Origin of the sequence: Marinobacter salinisoli, from assembly GCF_017301335.1 — a bacterium.
In the GTDB taxonomy this organism is placed as follows: domain Bacteria; phylum Pseudomonadota; class Gammaproteobacteria; order Pseudomonadales; family Oleiphilaceae; genus Marinobacter; species Marinobacter salinisoli.
Genome location: NZ_CP071247.1, coordinates 3,269,397 through 3,288,547 on the forward strand (window position 1 = coordinate 3,269,397; position 19,151 = coordinate 3,288,547).

Genomic DNA, 19,151 nt, shown 5'->3' on the forward strand with positions numbered 1-19,151 from the left:
TAACCTCTCTGTTGCAGCGTCGGTTATGAGTTTCTGCTCGATGGTTGGGGTGCAATGGCCGCCAGCTGCTGGCTGACGTAATTGCCGGTACTGTTCAGCTGGGATATCAGCGAGTCTGCAGCAGTAAACTGAGACACCAGTCGTTCCCGGTAAGACTGCATCCGGATATCCAGACGATCCCGCTGATCCCGGATCTGGTCCAGGGTCTTATTGAGGCCTTCGGTTCGGGTGGAGAAAAGCCCGTCGCTGCCGACATAGCTTTCAATGGACTGGCTTATCTTGTCGGAAATGCCTTCGCCACCACTCTGGCCTGCGAAAATGGCAGTGACCGCCGCCGGATCGGCTTCCAACTTCTCTTTGAAGATTGCGTCATCGAATTCCAGCTTGCCGGTAGCCGGGTCGGTTTTGATCCCCAGGTCGGCCAAGCTCCTGACAGAGCTTGTTTCCAGGCCGGCAGGTATTGTCGTCAGTCCAGCGCGAATATCTCGCTCCATGTTTCGGATCGTTGAATCCCCGGTCAGCATGCCACCGCTACCGCTGACCGAATTAAATCCGGCGTATTTACCAATAACTTTCTCAAGTTCGTTGTATTTATCAACAAATTCCCGGACCCGTTCCGCCACGGCATCCGCGTCGCGCTCCACGCTTATATTGGTGCTGCCGATAGCGGCCACATCGAACGTGACGCCTGCGACAACCCCTTCAATAGAGTTGGTTGGGCGACTGACAGCAATTCCGTTCACCTCAAGCAAGGCATCTTTTGCCGCAACGGTTTCGGCGAGGTTCGACGCGGCACCATCAAACGCAAATTGTGATAGGCCCGCCATATCCGCGTTGTTGCCGTCGGCGTCGGTCACCGAGACCTGAATAGCATTCTGCAGCCCGGTGTCATCGGCCGACAGGACCAGACGGAAACCACTGCCAGTATCCACAACACCCGCCGACAGACCGGCGTTCGCATCGTTGATCGAATCCGCCAAACCTTGCAACGTGTTGTTGCTGGAGTCCACCGTGATATCGGTACTGACACCATTGACGGTAAAGGTCATCGTGCCCTCGCCCACTGTCGTGCTGTCGGAATCGGCAAACACGCCAGAGGCAAGGGACTGGGCCTGGGCGAGCTGAGTGACATTGACACTGTACGAACCGCGACTGGCAACGGCAGAATCCACGCTTACGGCCGCTGTCGACTCGTTTGAGGATGTGGCAGACAGCGCCTTCAACCCTTCGGGTTCGGCCAGCGCTTCAAGCGGGGACTTCATCGCCTCCAAGGCACTGCGGAGCGCACCGAATGCCGAAATTTTGGCCTGAGCTTCACCTTCCCGGCGGTTCAGCCTTAATTCGGCTGGCTGTCGCTCTGCATTGACCAGCTGATCAACGAGGTCGGCACTGAAGATACCCGACCCTACTCCCAGCGATGATATTCCTGCCATCTTTGCGCCCCTTGCAAGGATTGCCCGTTCATTGATCGTTATTACAGCTATCGGCTGAAAGCGGCAAACCTTTGCCCTTCACCACCATTTTTTCGTTACAGCACGTAAGCAACGCAATACAAAAACCAAAAGAAAACGCCGCTATCTCAGAAAGATAGCGGCGCTAACGTCAAACCGTGCGTTTAGACCTTCAGGTCAAACAACGTCAGCGGTTCATCCTGCAGCAATTTTTCTGCCAACCTCAACGCAACCTCATCGGGAATCTGCCGGATCACCTGCTGAGTTTCCTGATCAACCACTTTCACAATGGTTTCTCCGGATTCCCTGTCCATCTCAAAATGCAGATCTCTCTGCACGGTCTGGACAAAGTCATTCAGCCGGGATACTGCCTGACCCACCGGTTCCCCGCCATCAACATGCCGAACGGCGGATGCAGCGGACAAGGACGCCGGAGCAATATCAGAAACATTCCCCGAAGAGAGCGCTGGCTGGAGTCCCGCGAGGGATCCCTCTGCCAGAGGTGACGCAGACGCCCGTGCCGGGATCTGATGACTGACACGAACCAGCCTCAAATCCGGATTATTCAGGTTTACGTCAGTCATGGCTCACCTCACTCTCCATCCGATTGAGAGACTGACTCCCCCTGCAGGGAGAGCCAGCGCACTCGTTAACTCAGCTTACTGAAGGAGAGATAGAACCTGGTTCGGGCGAGCATTTGCCTGCGCAAGAACCGAGATGCCTGCCTGCTGCAGGACATTCGCCTTGGCCAGTTTCGCTGATTCAGAGGCGAAGTCCGCATCCAAAATTCGGCTATTTGCCGCACTCAAGTTTTCGATGGAGTTACCAAGATTGGCGATCGTGGATTCGAATCGATTCTGAACAGCACCCAAATCCGCACGGAATGAGTTCACCGTATCCAATGCCGTATCAATGGTAGTCAGTGCGCCGCTGGCTCCTGCAACAGTGGAGATATCTACCGCAGAAACAGCCAATGCTCCATCGGCACTCATATCTTGCGACAGGTCCACGGCGATGACCTCGCCACTGTTAGCTCCCACCTGGAAGTTCTCGGTTGCAGTGAGCGAACCATCAAGCACGTTCAGACCATTAAATGTTGTTGTATCAGCAATTCGACTGATTTCTTCAATTCGCTGAGTAACCTCAGCCTGCAGTGCAGCGCGGTCAGTGGCGGAGTTCGTTGCGTTAGCAGACTGAACCGAAAGCTCACGAATACGCTGAAGGTTGTTGGTAATCTCATCGAGGGCGCCCTCAGCAGTCTGTGCCAGAGAGATACCGTCGTTAGCGTTTCGCTGGGCGACCGTCAGACCACGGATCTGAGCGTCAAAGCGAGTTGAAATAGAAAGACCGGCAGCATCATCCTTGGCGGAATTAATACGCAGGCCCGAAGACAGTCGCTCAAGCGCTTGGTCAGACAGACTCTGAGACTTACCCAGTTGGTTCTGTGCGTTGATTGAGGCGATGTTAGTGTTGATTCCGAGAGCCATAATACTTCTCCTTCGACTGGTGTCGTTACTTCATGGAAAAGGTGTGGCGCTCGTCCAAGTGTTTTGTAGCGCCGCCCTGTTATTCCACTTAACGGCCCTAGAAATCGTTTCTTTAGAAAAAAAACCACTAATTTGTGAGCAAATGTAAACAACCCTTTAAATGCGGCAAGCTCATTCCCTCCTGCCGACGGTATTTTCAGTGCCCGCTAAAACACTAAAACACCAAGAAAACGTAAAAACTTTATTTTTCATAAACATAAGAACCAAAAACCAAGACTGGCACAGGTTTCGCTTCACCCTGAAAACAACGACACCCAATAACATTGGCCGGCAATGCGTCTCCAAATGATCGAACACAGAGTGACCGGCATCTCAGAGCAGGGAGAAACAACATGCCTCAGATAATCAATACCAATATTGCTTCACTCAATGCCCAACGTAACCTGAACGCCACCCAGAGCGATGCCAATGTCGCCCTGCAACGCTTGTCATCGGGCCTGCGGATCAATTCAGCCAAAGACGATGCTGCCGGCCTCGCGATTTCCGAGCGCTTTGAGTCCCAGATTACCGGCCTCAACATGGCGCAGCGCAACGCCAATGATGGTATCTCTCTGGCGCAAACAACCGAGGGCGCGCTGGACGAAATCACAAACAACCTGCAGCGTATCCGTGAACTGGCCGTTCAGTCCGCCAACGCCTCAAACAGCCCTTCAGACCGCGCGGCATTGAATGCCGAAGTTCAGGAACGTATTGCGGAAATCAACCGAATTTCCGGCCAAACCTCGTTCAACGGTTTGAAGATTCTGGACGGCAGCCTCCTCACCCAGACTTTCCAGGTTGGCGCCAACGCCGGCGACACCATCAGTGTGTCTGGCTTCGATACCCGTGGCTCGCAGATCGGTTCTACCATTAACCAGTCCACTGGCCTCATGGCCATGACCGATGGTACCGATACCCTGCAAACAATCTTCGATGAAGGGCGCACGGTTGATATCACCTTCGACATTACCGGGACCGATGGTGCTGTAACGCCCGTTACCGTCACCGGGGCGAATTCCCTGCAGGACGTTCTGGGCCAGATCAATGCCCAGTCACCGACCACGGGCGTTGAAGTCAACATGAACAGAACCAACGATGAACTGATTTTTTCGTCGCAGTTCGGCACCGACTTTTCCGTGGCAATAACGCCAGCAGGTGGCGGCACCCAGACAGTAGCTGGCACCGCTGCCGCCAATACAGTCTCAGTAAACGCCACGGATATCTCGACTCAGGCTGGCGCTGACCTGGCGATGATCAATATCGACTACGCCATCGACTCCATCAATAGCATCCGCGCAGAGCTGGGTGCGGTACAGAACCGCTTTGAGTCCACCATTGCCAACCTCAGCACCACCTCGGAGAACCTGTCGGCCTCCAACAGCCGCATTCGTGATGCCGACTTCGCCGCGGAATCTGCGGAACTGGCCCGCACCCAGGTGCTTCAGCAGGCCGGTCTCTCCGTTCTGTCGCAGGCCAATGCACGGCCTCAACAGGTACTGCAGCTGCTGCAGGGTTAAGTTGATCAATTGACAGGTTGAGGTGTCCCATGGAAGCGAAGCATTACCGTCACGGGCAAACACAGAACGCGCAGGCCGCCCGGCTGTACCTGAGGGCCAGCGAAGCGTACAGCCAGTCCAACGGCGAAACGACGCCACTGGCCGCACGTCTTGACGCTCGCAAGCTCTGCCGCCAGCACCTGGAGGCTGCGCTTGCGCTGGAGCCGGACTATGCGCCGGCACTGGGCCTGCTCGGACGGGTTGCATTGGATGATGGGCACCTTGAACAGGCTCAGATTTTGTTTATCGCCAGCCTGGACGCCCAACCCGGGCAATCTCAACAATATACCAACCTTGGCTACTGGGCCCTCAAAAGTGAACGGCCGGCCATGGCGGAGCAATACTTCGCTCAGGCTCTGGAGCTGGACCGGCAATCCGCCACCGCTTTCTGCGGCGTTGCCCATGCCAAACGCCTGAAGGCTCAATTTGATGTGGCCTACCTGCATTACCGGAAGCTGCTGGAAATGGGCGCTGACTGGAGCTCAGTCTATTCCGGCATGCTGACTTGCGCTTCCCATTTGGCGGTTCACCAGGCGGACGACGACCTGGCCCGAGATGCCATCGCCTTGCTCAGGCAGGACACGCTACCCCATCAGCAAATCGGCCGTTTTGTTGGTGCGATCCTGAGCGCGAAATACGACCTGAACGTGCCTGACGCACAGATTCTTCTGGACACCGCCAGCGAGGACGAACTGCTGATTCTGGCGTTGCAAAAAGTCCTGATGCCGAGCGCCGCCATCGAACAATTTGTTGGTTTGCTGCGCCGCGCCGTTCTGGCGGAAGTCGCCCAGACTGCCGAATTGCGTGATGAGCTCCAGCCGCTCGCCCTGGCGATTGCACAGTATGCGGAGCGCACCGGTTACGCCATCGCGGCAAGGGATGACGAACAGCGCATGATCGATGCGATCAACAACAGCCTGCAAGCCCAGCTTGCCCTCGGAGAACCGCAGGCAGCGCTGCATGGCTCACTGATCATGAGTGCTATGTACGGCGCTCTGTTCCACCAGGCGTTTGCTGTTCAGCTTGGTCAGTGGAACCTGACCGACTGGCCGCTGGCGATGCAGGCAGTCATGGTCGCAAGCTACTACGATCGCGCCAATGAAGAAGCCATCAAGCAGAATTTCGAGGAAAAGGCTGAGGAACTTTGCCTGGACAAAATCGATCTTCCGCAGGCTTGGCCGACCTGGAGCAACCTGTCACAACAGACCGAAACCAGTCTGAAGAAAATCCTTATTCAGGAATTGGGGCTGCCAGCCGAAGACCTGCCGGACACCCTGCGCATCCTGGTATGCGGAGCCCAATCCGGCCAGCGTGCGCTGGAACTGGCCCGTTACCTGAGCGATGTGGAAGTGATTGCGGTCGATGAATCCCTTGCCAATGTTGCGAAGGGTGGCCGAGTCGCGGCAGAGATAGGGCTGGATAACATCGTGTTCTGGCCCTGGTCCATCGCCCAGCGCTTTGTCGCTGACGGCCACAAGCTCCATTGGGTAGAGGTGGGTCGCCTGCCCTCTGCGGCGATGACAGACCTTTCCCTGAGCGCCTTGGTGAACGACGCCACGAATGCCGGCGCTGTCGTACACCTGCATACGGCCATCACAGAACAAACTCGCGGCGACCGCCAAATTCGTGACCTGATTAAAGAGCACAACCTTCAGCCAAATCGCGCCACCCTTCGACAGTTACGCCAATTGGTGCTCAACAATCATGACAAGACGCCGTGGCAGGACCTGGCCCATGAGGACGATTTCTTCAGCCTCGGCGGTTGCCGGGACCGCTGGTTCGCACCGCAAGATCCGGATCAGCTGAAGCAACTGCTCGGCCTGTTGAGCAATGAAGTGGAATGGAAGCTGATTAAAGCCCGCGACGCCGAGGGGCACTCACTGTCCCCGAAGCCCGTACAGCGCCAGATTCAGGCCGAGGCGATGGGCAATGAAGTTCAAAGCCTCGTGGGTCAGGGCCTGAGCGTTTACTTCAGCAAGCGCCGGTAACGCAATTACATATAGGGAATCAACGATTCCCCATACAGGTGCAGCTCCTCAAGAATATGCCGCTTATTCGGAGTTAACTCCGGGTCGGCGGCCAGCCTTTGCAGCTCTTTGCCATAAGCTTCCAGAGATCGCCATCCCTGCTTGGGACTCATCAGGCGCTGGGCGCGAAAGGTTTCCCAGCGTTCGACATCCTCCCCGATGAGGGTACCCGGGTAATTACGCGCGCGATAGCGGAATAGCATTTCCTGCAGGCGGCCATCTTCAAACTGCACATCCTGCTCGCCCAGCTGTTCCACCGATTGGCTCAACACCCAGTTCAGTTTTTCCCTGTCGGTTCGGCTAATAAAGCCGCCGGCGTATAGCTGTTCATCTGGATCGGTCAGGTCCGACCCTTCGAACTCCCGATCAAAGGCCTGTGCAATCCGTGCAGACACATCCGGCACTTTCCGAAGTTTTGCCAGATTGGCTCTAAGCGCATCACCGTTCAATTCCAACTCGGCCAGCCGCTCGGGCGGCAGCGTCGAAAGCATGTTTGCTGGCGCCAATACCGGACATTTGTTCAGGTGAACGGCTTTCAGTGGGAAACGGGGCGTGTCGTCGCCAAGCTCGGATTGTGAAGTAAACACCCGCTCACGAATCTGCTCAGGCGTCGCCTGCAACAGTTCGTCAGGATCTTCCCGGAGATCGTATACAATCACGGCATTTTTGTTGGACGGATGCTCGGCGACCGGCGCCACCAAAGCGCAACAACCACGAGAAGCCGGGTACTTCGAAGACACATGAAATACTGGCTTCATGACGGCTGTATCCAGCATGGACCTGGCCGAATGCTTGTCCTTATTGCGCAGGACAAAATCAAAGAGCTTGGGCTGCTTTTCCTTGATCAGCTTCGCCATCGCAATGGTTGCCTGAACATCCGACATAGCGTCGTGAGCGCTTTCGTGGGCAATGCCGTTCGCTTTAGTCAGTTCTTCAAGACGAAAGCTGGGGCTGCCGTCATCCTTTTTCGGCCAGTGGATACCCTCAGGGCGAAGCGCGTAGGTGAGCCGGACCATATCGATGATGTCCCAGCGGGAATTGCCGTTCTGCCACTCGCGGGCGTAGGGGTCGCGCAGGTTTCGGTAAAGGGTGTGCCGCGTCACCTCATCGTCAAATCGCAGGCTGTTGTAGCCCACCACGCACGTCCCAGGCTGGCTGAAAGCGTCGTTGATCAGGGCGATAAATTCGGCTTCAGGAAATCCGTCTTCGAGGGCTTTCTGGGGCGTAATACCGGTAATAAGGCAAGCCTCGGGTGACGGCAAATAATCGTCCGCAGGCTTGCAGTAGATCACAAGTGGTTCTTCGATGATGTTCAGATGCTCGTCGGTTCGAACACCGGCAAACTGGGAAGGACGGTCATGAATCGGATCAACACCGAAGGTTTCGTAGTCATGCCAGTAGAACGAGCGAATCAAGGGACGAAACTCCTGCCATTAAATGTCTGATGACAGGAGTTTAACATTTAAAAAAGCTTTGTCCCCAGATCGTTCTGGTGGGTACGCAGGCGCGGCAAACCCGCGGATAGCTCGCTCATCTTTACGGTCATGCTGGTGGGCAGGTTGAGATAAACCCCTTTCCCGGCGTTGATGACATTCGCTCCTGCCGGGCTTTGCCAGGGCACGTCTTCGGCCTGGAAACCAATAAAGAAATCGCTGGTGAAGTCCGTCGTGCCGCCATTGTCTTGCCCCACAATCAATGACTGGGCATGAGATAAAGGCGCACAATTGGCACCAGTGGCACAGTCCGTTGTAACGGCTGCGTCATCAATGCCTATGTGGGTCGCGCGGTAGTCGGTCGCCTGAGTACTGGCATCGAACAAGGCCGCGTCATAGACGTTTCCTGTGCTGTCGTCGGTGATCCTCAGCCCAATGTTGCCGCTGAAGTTGGATGTCACCGAAGAAACAGAACCTCGAGCCTGCTCGAATCCCATACGAAAACCAACCAAACGCTTATCTGTGGGATTTTCGGCCAACTCGAGGTAAGGCCTGGCAGCCTCAAAAGGAACGGTTTCATCAGCAAGATAGCTTTTGCCGTTGTACTCCACACCGTCAACCCGGGCGATGTGGCCAAGCGCCACTCGAGAAGCTGCCAAATCGGCTCCGTCAGCGGTGCCTCCAAGGGTGACGTCGTCAATATTAACTCGTGTCTCGACATCCAAACCCAGTGTCATCCGGGTGTAATCCAGTGTCGAACCCGTGACATTTTCAATGTTCTCAACTTCCATAAACGCCTGCCCGGTTACCTCACCCATCGCTTGGTCTGAAATGGGTTGCAACTCAGCCTGGGCAACGGCGGACATACCCAGAGAAAACATGGTAACGGCAGCGTATCCATACGCCTTGTAGTTCATAGTTGGAGCGTCTCTGATTAGTCGGTTAGAGCCAGTTTCGACGCCGGACTCTGCCGCCTCCTCTGTATTGTTAGAACTTTCTGAATAACGGAGGCAGGTGGCCTGTGAGTAACTCATCTTTTTGCCACACGCACACTATATCGGAGGCAGCTCGGCCAATAGAGTGAGCCTTGTCACATTCGCAACGCCCCCGCGCCTATAACCTGAAACAAGCATGATCAATCGCACAAAATGCCTGACATGTGTATCCTATTCGTACATTAAAGCTACTCAGCCACCGTTAGCGAAGTCGCAAATTAATGACCACCGAAACACTGACAAGAATTCTGATTTGCGACGATTCCGCCTTCGCCAGAAAACAGATGGCCAGATCCCTTCCCGCTGGGCTCAACACCCATGTTTTGTTTGCCGGCGATGGGGCTGAAGCACTTGAACTTCTGCGAGAAGAAAAAGCCGACCTGCTCTTTCTCGACCTGAATATGCCCAACATGGACGGTTACGAAGTGCTGGAACGGGCCCAGTCAGAGGATCTTCCGGTTATCACGATTGTGGTATCCGGCGACATCCAGCCTGAGGCCAGACAAAGAGTGAGCACATTGGGCGCGATTGGTTTCATCAAAAAACCAACAGATACCGAACTCGTGCAGAATTTGCTGCGCGAATACGGGCTTTACCCTCCCCAGTCGGATTTAACCTGCAAGTTAGCTTCCGAAGACTGCATGACAGCAAGCGCAGCATCTCTGGCCAAAGACAGCGCGCTAACACTACCGGATTACCTGCAGGAGTTGGCGAATGTCGCCATGGGACGCTCGACCGATCTGCTCGCCCGACTGCTGGATGTTTTCATCAAGCAGCCCATCCCGAAGGTCGGCTTCCTCGCCAACTCCGAACTGCAACAGGCGATTTCTGCCGCCAGAGACTCGGGAACGTACTCGACGGTTTGCCAGGGCTTCACCGGGGCCGGCCTGGCCGGAGAGGCCCTGCTGATCTTCTCGGACTCAAGCCTTGCGGAAATGGCTCAAATGCTCGATTACGAGTCGACGTCCAGCGATTCGGTGCGCACAGAGGTGCTGATGGACATGTCGAGCATCCTGTTTGGCGCCTTTCTGAAAGGCTTTGGCGACCAGCTGGATCTGAACATCGGACTGGGACGCCCCGCCGTGCTGGGCCACCAGCGTCAGGTTTCCGAGTTACTGCAACACCATCGAACGCAGGACGAGCAACTGCTGTGCATTGAGATCGTCTACACACTCGAGGGCAAGAATATCCAGTGCGACATGCTGGTGCTGTTTACCGAGGCCTCTTTAGCGGCCCTTGGCAGATACATCGAATATCTGGCGGACTAACCGATGACCATACAAGAACACGACGCGCAATCCTTCCACTGGTTAGTCGACATGATGGAGTCGGTCGAAGTGGGGCTGGTCGTACTCGACCTGAATTTCAGGGTGCAGGCGTGGAATGGTTTTATGGAAAATCACAGCGGCATCACCGCCAGCCGTATCCGGGACCAAGTGCTGTTCGAATTATTCCCCGACATCCCCAAAGCCTGGCTTTGCCGGCGGGTGGAGGCCGTCGCGCAACTGAAGATGCGGGTCTTCACTTCCTGGGAGCAACGCCCTTACCTGTTCAAATTCCGGAACACGCGCCCGATCACCGGCACCGAAGAATTCATGTTCCAGAACCTCACCATCAGCCCCCTGGCAGAAGCGTCAGGACAGGTCGAAAAGGTGTGCCTGATGGTCTACGACGTGACAGACATTGCCAGCAGCAAGCGCGCGCTGGAGCACGCCAACGACCAGCTGGCAAAGCTGAGTATGACAGACCGATTAACCGGCCTACTGAATCGAGGCACTTGGGAAAACCTGCTCGACACCGAATACGAGCGTTTCCGGCGATACGCCCACACGGCGTCGCTGGTGATGTTCGACATTGACCACTTCAAAACAGTGAATGACACCCACGGTCATCTCGCAGGCGACGAAGTCATAAAGCACACCGCCGCAACGATGAAGAGCCTGCTGAGGCAATCAGACATCGCCGGGCGCTACGGCGGTGAGGAGTTTGGCATCATCCTGCCTGAGACAGACGCCGCCGGAGCCCAGGTTATTTGTGAACGCCTCCGCGAAACCATCGAACACAGCATCGTGGAGACGAGTGCCGCCGACATCCGGTACACCATAAGCATTGGGATCGCTGCGTCATCGACAACCCAGGAGAACTATATACAGTGGCTTCAACAAGCTGACGAAGCGCTTTATACGGCTAAAAAAAGTGGGCGAAACAAAGTCATCCTATCGGGACAATAAAAAAGCCCGGCGAACTGCCGGGCTTTTTTTGATGCTCAGTTACTGGCCAGATTAATCCTGCTGCCAGCCCTGCACCGCTTCCTTGCCGTATTTTTCCCGCCACGCGTTCAGGGTCTTGTGGTTACCACCGCGGGTTTTAACCACTTCGCCAGTATGCGGGTTCTTATACGTTTTCATAGGACGCTTCGCGCGGCCAGCCGGTGCTTCTACTTTTGCACCAGCCAAAGAAGGATCAATCGCGGAAAGAATCTGCAGCACGTCCTTCGGTGACTTGTCATATTCGTCCATCAAGTCACGTACTTTATTCTCAAATTCCAGCTCACTCTTCAGAGACTGATCTTCTTCCAGCTTTTCCAACTCTAAAGCCAGCTTTTCCATAAGCTGCTTCTTTTGGTAATAATCATTGATTTTTGCCATGAAGCTAAAGCCCTTTAAATAACAGCATAAAATATTGACCTGAGGTCGGTAACAATAATAGTAAAATAAAAAAAAGTAATCAAAACAATTATTGGCAAGAAAATAAAAAAGACAAAAATATAGCCCAGTTTTAGCGCCGGAACAGAGTTTTACAACCTCAAATCAGAATCACCAATAGGCAGAACACCCTTCAGATCAAACAGAACACCATCTGGCTTGAGGTATTTCCGCAACTCTCCGGAACCATTTTCCAAGTACTCTTTGTGGGGAACAGCCAAAAGAACCGCATCATAGTTTTTTTCACCAGGTGCTTCGTGGAACGAAATGCCATACTCCTCCTCAGCCTCGCCACTGTCTGCCCAGCAATCTACAACATCAACAACACAGCCAAAGTCCTCAAGCTCGCGAATTACATCAATTACCCTGGTATTTCGAAGGTCCGGACAATTTTCTTTGAAGGTAAAGCCCATCACCAACACCGTAGACTGGGCCACCTTATGGTTTGTTTTGATCATCGCTTTGACAAGCTCAGACGCTACATAAGGCCCCATATTGTCATTTACTCGTCGACCAGCAAGAATGATTTCCGGGTGATAACCAATCGCCTGAGCTTTGTGAGTCAAGTAATACGGGTCAACGCCAATGCAATGCCCCCCAACCAAGCCCGGCTTGAACGGAAGGAAATTCCACTTGGTGGCTGCAGCAGCGAGCACTTCATGAGTATCAATCTTAAGCCGCGAAAAGATCATTGAGAGCTCATTCATCAGCGCAATGTTCAAATCCCGCTGGGTGTTTTCAATTACTTTCGCGGCTTCGGCAACTCTTATTGAACTGGCTTTGTGGGTTCCCGCAATGACAATCTCTGCGTATAGCGAATCCACCTCATCCGCTACCTTTGGTGTCGAGCCAGACGTGACCTTCTTAATGCTGTCTACCCGGTGTTCTTTATCCCCGGGATTGATACGCTCCGGACTATAACCCGCGAAAAAATCCGCGTTGAAAACTAACCCAGAGGTTCGCTCTAGAATAGGAACACAAACTTCTTCGGTTGCCCCCGGGTAAACAGTGGATTCATAGACCACAATATCGCCTGGTTTCAAAACTGCCCCAACCGTTTCACTGGCTTTAATCAGGGGCATTAGGTCCGGGGTCTTAAATTCATCAATAGGGGTGGGGACGGTGACTATATAAATCTGACAATCGGAGAGGTGTTCTAGAGAATCGGCAAACGTTAGGCCAATGGCAGCAGTCAGTTCCTCGCTGGAGACCTCCCGGGTATAATCCAGCCCGTCTCTAAGTTCGGCAATTCTTCGGCTATTGATATCAAACCCTACAACGCTCCTCTTCCCACCAAAGGCGACGGCGAGAGGAAGACCAACATAACCCAGACCAATAACGGCTATTTTTTTCATCCCAAATTCCCTTTAACACAGAAACACCCTGTTCAATCCTTTTCACATCACACAACCACGAAATGGCTTACTCCACGGATAAATCAATAATAGCCAACATCCTTAACCAACGCGCATCAAACGACACACAAACCCAAGACTCTTGAGAAATTCGCTATCCCCACCTTACAGCTCCCAAACAAAAGGGATTAGAAGCACGGCCGTTAGCCCCACGACCACGCTCAGCGGCAAACCAATTCGTACATAGTCGCTGAACTTGTATCGACCTGGGCCGTAAACCATCAGATTCGTCTGGTATCCCAGTGGCGTGATAAAGCTCGCCGACGCAGCAAACATAACGGCAACGGCAAAAGGCAGAAAATTCACGCCGAGCTGTTCAGACAGCGCCAGTGCAATGGGAAACATCAACACAGCAGCCGCATTGTTGGTTATCACTTCAGTGAAGACGGCGGTTAATACGTAAACGACAACCAAGCCCAGCCAAGGCGAGTAACCATCCCCATCACCCAGCAGGCCTCTTGCTATTGCCTCAGCTGCCCCAGTCTCCGACATTGCATTTCCCAGGGCAAATGAGGCTGCGATCACGACCAGAACCGGCAAATCGACACTGCGCCTGGCCCGGCTTGCCGTAATGCATCCAGAGGCCACCATTGCTCCTGAAGCAAGAAACGAAGCCTCGAGAATACTCAGTACTCCAAACGCACTGAGTAAAACCATACCCAACAAAATGAGAAGGGCCCGAGGCGCCTTTGTGAAGTCTGGTGGCGTTGAGTCATTCAACTCGCTGACCAACAAAAAGTCCCGGCGAAAACGGTACTGCTCGGCAAACTCCTGGCTGGCCTCAAGCAAGAGCGTATCGCCCATCTTGAACTGGATGTCCCCAAGCTTGCCCTCAACCCGATTACCCCCTCGAGAGATCGAGAGAATAACTGCATTAAAACGGGTGCGGAACCTGCTATCCCTTACGGTTTTGCCTAGCGCGGGAAATTCCTGACCAAGAACCACCTCCACCAGGCACCGCTGATGGTTTTGAATATCGAGCTTGTGAATGCTGCCGCTAGCGGGACGCAAGCCCTGAATTCGACGCAACTCACTTGCACATTCAGGCGCACCGACAAAATAGAGTTTGTCACCTGCCTGCAATACCCTTTCCGGCTCAACTGCTGTAATGAGCCGCCCGTGGCGTTCTATCTCGGTCAAATAGCCGTAGGTCAGGGCTCGCAAACCGGCCTCGACGATCGATTTTCCTACCAGAGGACCGGAATCGATCACTTCGACCTCTACCCCGTACTCTCTGACAGCTTCCAGCTCCTCATTGAGCCCGCCGCGATCCGGTAGCAAACGCGGGCCAAGCATTATCAGGAAAATGCCACCAACCACCAGGAGTGGCACGCCCACCCAGGCCAACTCGAAGAGCCCCAAATGGATGCCCACGCGACTCTGCAACATGCCATCGACCACCAAATTAGTGCTGGTACCGATAAGCGTGCAAGTACCGCCGAGGATGGCGGCGTAACTGAGAGGAAGAAGAAGTTTCGAGGTGGGAATTCGAAGTCGTCGCGCCCAATCCTGAATCGCCGGGATGAACATTGCCACGACCGCCGTATTGTTCATAAAGGCACTGAGCATTCCGGTGGGAAAAATCATGCGCGATAGTGCCCCTCTGACCGCTTTGGGGTGCCCAAGCAACATACGCGCAATCCACTGAACAGCCCCCGTTTCTTTCAGGCCAGACGCCACGATGTACAGGGTAGCTATGGTGATGACACCGGGATTGGCAAAACCAGACAGGGCAGATGCCGGGGGGAGAACACCAAAGACCAGGAGCACTGTGAGCGCAGCCATCAGCGCCAGATCTGCGGCGATGCGGGTGAATACCAGAGTAGCGAGAACTGCCCCCAGCACGATCAGCGTGAAAATGGCATCCCATTCCATAGAAAGCCCCTCAGGCCTTCACATCAAGGATCAGTTTCCGACTATGCAAGTAGCTTATAAGGCGCTCTGCACACTCGTCCACGCTGAGCCTGGAAGTATCGAGCGTGATTTCAGCGCGCATCGGCGCTTCATAAGGCGAGTCAATGCCGGTAAAGTCCTTCACCACGCCCGCCCGTGCCTTTTGATAGAGTCCCTTGGGGTCACGCTCTTCACAGGTTTCCAGGGGCGTGTTCATAAAGACTTCAATGAACTCGCCAGCAGGAAAGAGGTTCCTCACCATTCGCCGATCACTGGCAAAAGGCGAAATAAAGGCGCTCAGAACAATCAGGCCGGCATCTGCGAACAATTTACTGACCTCGCCAATCCTGCGAATATTCTCGACGCGATCGTCATCCGAAAAACCCAAGTCACCATTAAGACCGTGCCGAACGTTATCCCCATCCAAGAGAAAGGTATGGTAACCACGCTGGTACAGCGCCACATCAAGCGCGTTGGCCACTGTGGACTTTCCAGAACCACTCAGGCCTGTAAACCATAGTAAGCAGGGACGTTGATTCTTCGAGGCGGCACGCTCGGCCCGGGAAACTTTATGCTCGTGCCATACGATATTATTGGCCAACCTGGATATCCTTATCTTGTCTAGAAAACTACAGTCTAGGTTTTACCAAATCCATTTCAAATAATAACCTAGCCCCAAAACTCCGACATCTTTCTGGTAACAGTTCCCAGCTGCTTAGCAGGCAACGAATTAACCGGCAGCCGCTTTTCGGCCTCCACCGGTCGGAAACTGCCTCCCCAGTTCATCCGATCCGGTACGATTACTCAAAGGCGCGCGAATCCTTACCAAATACGTGCCGACTCTCGCCAAGTGGCACAACTGAATAAACCTCCGGGTTTAACAGCACAAGCCATTAAAGACCGTTTGATCCCATCAATTCCTGCAGGTTAAATCATAAAAAGAAAAGCCGCCATACAGCGGCTATCTGGATAAAGCTGCCAAGCTCTTTAGTAGGCGGATAGCTCACCGTAAGTTCAGAACCGATGGCGGCTTGGCCTCTGGCTCCGCTCCATGGCACCAAACTAAATCTGCGACATCTCCATTTGGTGCAAAACCGGTCGGCGCTTCACGCAACAGCGATGCGATCTTATCACAATCAAATTCCTGACTTGCTCGCATCAGCTGATCCAACACCCGTTCAAGCTCATTCCAAGATAGGGAGACTTCCCGAGCCTTCATAATCCTCGGATGAGCGGTACCCTGAGGATCATCACCGATGAGTAGCTCCTCATAGAGCTTTTCACCAGGGCGCAATCCACTAAATACGATTTCGATATCACCGTCCGGCTTTTCTTCGGTTTTCTCAGTAAGCCCCATAAGATGAACCATCTTTCGGGCCAGATCGGCTATCTTTACCGGCTCGCCCATATCCAATACAAAAACCTCGCCACCCTGTCCCATGCTGCCAGCCTGAAGTACTAACTGACTGGCCTCTGGAATGGTCATAAAATAGCGGATAATATCCGGATGAGTCACCGTCACGGGCCCACCATCTCGAATCTGATCACGGAACAGCGGGACCACAGAGCCAGAAGACCCCAGTACATTACCGAACCGAACCATGGAAAACACCGTCTTCGACTGTCGCTCAGCCAGAGCCTGAAGCACCAGTTCCGCCATGCGCTTACTGGCACCCATCACATTCGTAGGACGCACGGCTTTGTCTGTCGAAATCAGAACAAAGCGCTCCACACCGCATTCGATAGCAGCTTCCGCAACACGCTGGGTTCCGAAAACGTTATTCTGAACCCCCTCAATCACGTTATGCTCTACCAGTGGCACATGTTTATAGGCAGCAGCATGATAAACGGCCTGAATACCAAAACTTCGCATAATCGCTTCGCAGCGCCGGCGGTGAATAACACTCCCTAGCAGCGCCTGTATTTCAACACCGAGATTCTCCAGCCGGTTCAGGGTCTGCAACTCACGCTCAATGGCATAGAGCGAAAACTCCGATTGTTCAAACAAAACCAGCCTTGAAGGACGATGACGGATAATCTGCCGGCAAAGCTCCGAGCCGATAGAGCCCCCGGCGCCCGTGACCATCACAGCCTTACCATACAGCCCCGCAGCCACCTGGGCGTTATCCGGTTTTACCGGATCACGCCCTAGCAGATCCTCGATTTCAAGATCCCTGATATCATTGATGCGGGCCTGTCCAGCAATCAACTCTGACATGTTTGGCACGGTCTGAACCGGTATTGAAAGCGGCTCCAGCCTCTTGAGCAAACGTTTCCGATCAATCCCCGAGTCCTGATCCAGTGCCAACAACAATCTCTTGACGCTATGCTCACGAATCACCCGTTCAATGTGGCTGATGTCATAGACGGGAATGCCGTTGATAAGGGCGCGATGGTTAGATTTGAGAAGGGTTATGAAAGCCGCAGGGTGGTACTCCATTCCCCGCGCCAAAGCACGAGCGAGCTCAATGCCGGTTTCCCCTGCTCCGATAATCGCGACAAACTGTTTGTTATGGCGCCTCGGGCGATTGACCAGTATTCGAACGCCCATACGCGTGCCACTAACAAAAATGAATGCTAGAGCACTATAAATGAACGGCACTGAGCGAGGAACCAATACCTCCAGCCAATAGCCCAGAAGAATCAGGGTAATTGCAGAGATAACGACACCGTAGATAACCGTGAGGAACGCACGGTCACTTAGGTATCGAACAACTGCACGGTACAACCCCAGCCTGACAAACGCTGCGATAGTGACAACCACTGTCAGTCCAGAAACAACCAACTGCTCGGAATCTGGAATCCAGAATTGCTGATCAAAACGTAACGAAAATGCCGCCCACAGCGCAAAAAACAGAGCCACCACATCGGCAGCGACAGAAACCAAACGTTTGTGAAATCGTGATAGATCAAGAAATTTATTGAACATTATTTCCCTTTACCAACTTATAGACTGCGGCACACTGTAGTGGCCAACTAATCCCGGACAGTGTTTTAAGGCTTTCCTCAGCCTAAACAGGCGAAATGAAGCCGTAATTAGCTTTCCAGTTGTAGTAGCTCGCGTCGGAGATACCTTACTCTCGACACACTTCCTTGACCAGTCGGCCGCCCCAGACCTACTTCAGGATCTTGACGATCGGTGACTCGCTGAACCGTGATTTCTTCATGCTTGTCTCAGTTTGCCTTATCGTAGGCAGGAGAACTCCAATGATGCATGCACCGATTTTTGGGGATGGTTACAAACTTCACGCTTTTAATAATTAAGAAATTGGACTGCGGGTCGTGGTCAGTTGGCGTGGCGACCACCACAAAGTCTCTGCTCCGATAGGCCAGCTATTTGTCCAGCATGGCGTTAAAGTTCAGCGCTCTATTGGCCCGAAAACTGGAAGCTCCCGCATCAATAATCGGACTTTTACGGTTGTTCAGAAGCTCAACCTTCTCCGAATCAATATCCAAAACAAATACCTGGTCATGCTGTGCCAACGCCATGGTATTGGAAGGATTAATATAGCCGGCACCGGTGATGGCGATTTTCGTGATGCTCATTGTTCCTTAAAACTTTGATCGGTCAAAACCTTAAGCACTTCAATCACTGCTGTCCTGGCACTCTGTCACCGGAACCCTTGCCGGAGACCGTCATCAGGATATATTTGAAGTAGGCGGATACGGTCAAGTTCTCCAGCATTTTCTGGTCAGTTTCTGCCAATAGCCTAGGAGTAGACATGTCGATGCCATTCACCTGTGCTAATCCGGTAATACCCGGTCTCGCGTCCAACACACCACGTGTTTCACGCTCTTGAATCAGTGCCTCTTGATTAAAGAGACAAGGCCTTGGGCCCACTAAACTCATCTCGCCTTTCAATACATTCCAGAGTTGTGGTAGCTCATCCAATTTGGTGCGACGCAAAAATCGGCCGAATGACGTTACGGAAGAAGGACTGGCTAGATGACTTGCAACGGAGGCAGTCTCTTTTGCCATAGTCCGGAACTTGACCAAAGTAAAAGGCCTCTTATCTCGGCCCACCCGCTCCTGTCTGAATATGGGAGAACCCGTATCGAAGAAGCCGACAAATAACAAAAGCAATAACAATGGGAAGCCGAAGGTCAACCCGATCAGAGCAAACAAAAAATCGAAAATACGAATCACACA

Annotated in this window: 16 protein-coding genes; 4 read left to right on the plus strand and 12 right to left on the minus strand. The window is 53.4% G+C overall.

Going from position 1 to position 19,151, the window contains the following annotated elements; translation table 11 throughout:
• Positions 1 to 23: 23 nt before the first annotated feature.
• The 3 genes from fliD to LPB19_RS14935 all read right to left on the minus strand — a co-directional run bounded on the left by fliD (position 24) and on the right by LPB19_RS14935 (position 2,938).
• Positions 24 to 1,433, minus strand: coding sequence for a flagellar filament capping protein FliD (gene fliD, locus LPB19_RS14925; protein ID WP_206643672.1), 1,410 nt, complete (start codon positions 1,431 to 1,433; stop codon positions 24 to 26).
• 182 nt (positions 1,434 to 1,615) lie between these two features.
• Positions 1,616 to 2,035, minus strand: a complete 420-nt coding sequence (locus LPB19_RS14930) for a flagellar protein FlaG (RefSeq protein WP_206643673.1) — start codon at positions 2,033 to 2,035, stop codon at positions 1,616 to 1,618.
• Between the two features lie 75 nt (positions 2,036 to 2,110).
• A complete protein-coding gene (locus LPB19_RS14935) occupies positions 2,111 to 2,938 on the minus strand; it encodes a flagellin domain-containing protein (protein ID WP_206643674.1) in 828 nt (275 codons plus the stop codon).
• 392 nt (positions 2,939 to 3,330) lie between these two features.
• Here LPB19_RS14935 and LPB19_RS14940 point away from each other — a divergent pair, with 392 nt between their 5' ends.
• Complete coding sequence (locus tag LPB19_RS14940; protein ID WP_206643675.1) at positions 3,331 to 4,494, plus strand: flagellin; 1,164 nt, start codon at positions 3,331 to 3,333, stop codon at positions 4,492 to 4,494.
• A 29-nt stretch (positions 4,495 to 4,523) separates the two neighbouring features.
• Complete coding sequence (locus LPB19_RS14945; RefSeq protein ID WP_206643676.1) at positions 4,524 to 6,521, plus strand: class I SAM-dependent methyltransferase; 1,998 nt, start codon at positions 4,524 to 4,526, stop codon at positions 6,519 to 6,521.
• Positions 6,522 to 6,526: 5 nt separating this feature from the next.
• Here LPB19_RS14945 and sbcB read toward each other — a convergent pair whose 3' ends face one another.
• On the minus strand, positions 6,527 to 7,975 hold the full coding sequence (sbcB, locus tag LPB19_RS14950) for an exodeoxyribonuclease I (protein ID WP_206643677.1): 1,449 nt from the start codon (positions 7,973 to 7,975) through the stop codon (positions 6,527 to 6,529).
• 47 nt (positions 7,976 to 8,022) lie between these two features.
• The gene (locus tag LPB19_RS14955; protein ID WP_206643678.1) at positions 8,023 to 8,910 is read right to left on the minus strand and encodes a DUF6160 family protein; all 888 of its coding nucleotides are present in this window, start codon (positions 8,908 to 8,910) and stop codon (positions 8,023 to 8,025) included.
• Positions 8,911 to 9,272: 362 nt separating this feature from the next.
• Between LPB19_RS14955 and LPB19_RS14960 the strand changes: the two genes are divergently transcribed.
• Complete coding sequence (locus LPB19_RS14960) at positions 9,273 to 10,256, plus strand: response regulator (protein ID WP_266097051.1); 984 nt, start codon at positions 9,273 to 9,275, stop codon at positions 10,254 to 10,256.
• A gap of 3 nt (positions 10,257 to 10,259) precedes the next feature.
• Positions 10,260 to 11,219, plus strand: a complete 960-nt coding sequence (locus LPB19_RS14965; protein ID WP_206643680.1) for a GGDEF domain-containing protein — start codon at positions 10,260 to 10,262, stop codon at positions 11,217 to 11,219.
• 51 nt (positions 11,220 to 11,270) lie between these two features.
• On the opposite strand, the gene LPB19_RS14970 is transcribed toward LPB19_RS14965, so the two are convergent.
• The 7 genes from LPB19_RS14970 to LPB19_RS15000 form a co-directional block, all read right to left on the minus strand.
• Positions 11,271 to 11,636, minus strand: a complete 366-nt coding sequence (locus LPB19_RS14970) for a histone-like nucleoid-structuring protein, MvaT/MvaU family (RefSeq protein WP_206643681.1) — start codon at positions 11,634 to 11,636, stop codon at positions 11,271 to 11,273.
• 149 nt (positions 11,637 to 11,785) lie between these two features.
• Positions 11,786 to 13,048 (minus strand): Vi polysaccharide biosynthesis UDP-N-acetylglucosamine C-6 dehydrogenase TviB, encoded by a 1,263-nt coding sequence (gene tviB / locus LPB19_RS14975; RefSeq protein ID WP_206643682.1) that lies wholly within the window; start codon positions 13,046 to 13,048, stop codon positions 11,786 to 11,788.
• A 165-nt stretch (positions 13,049 to 13,213) separates the two neighbouring features.
• Complete coding sequence (locus tag LPB19_RS14980) at positions 13,214 to 14,983, minus strand: SLC13 family permease (protein WP_206643683.1); 1,770 nt, start codon at positions 14,981 to 14,983, stop codon at positions 13,214 to 13,216.
• Between the two features lie 10 nt (positions 14,984 to 14,993).
• Positions 14,994 to 15,602, minus strand: a complete 609-nt coding sequence (cysC, locus tag LPB19_RS14985; protein WP_206643684.1) for an adenylyl-sulfate kinase — start codon at positions 15,600 to 15,602, stop codon at positions 14,994 to 14,996.
• A gap of 402 nt (positions 15,603 to 16,004) precedes the next feature.
• Positions 16,005 to 17,930, minus strand: coding sequence for a polysaccharide biosynthesis protein (locus LPB19_RS14990; protein WP_206643685.1), 1,926 nt, complete (start codon positions 17,928 to 17,930; stop codon positions 16,005 to 16,007).
• 404 nt (positions 17,931 to 18,334) lie between these two features.
• Complete coding sequence (locus LPB19_RS14995) at positions 18,335 to 18,547, minus strand: hypothetical protein (RefSeq protein WP_206643686.1); 213 nt, start codon at positions 18,545 to 18,547, stop codon at positions 18,335 to 18,337.
• A gap of 43 nt (positions 18,548 to 18,590) precedes the next feature.
• A complete protein-coding gene (locus LPB19_RS15000) occupies positions 18,591 to 19,148 on the minus strand; it encodes a sugar transferase (RefSeq protein ID WP_206643687.1) in 558 nt (185 codons plus the stop codon).
• Positions 19,149 to 19,151: the final 3 nt, after the last annotated feature.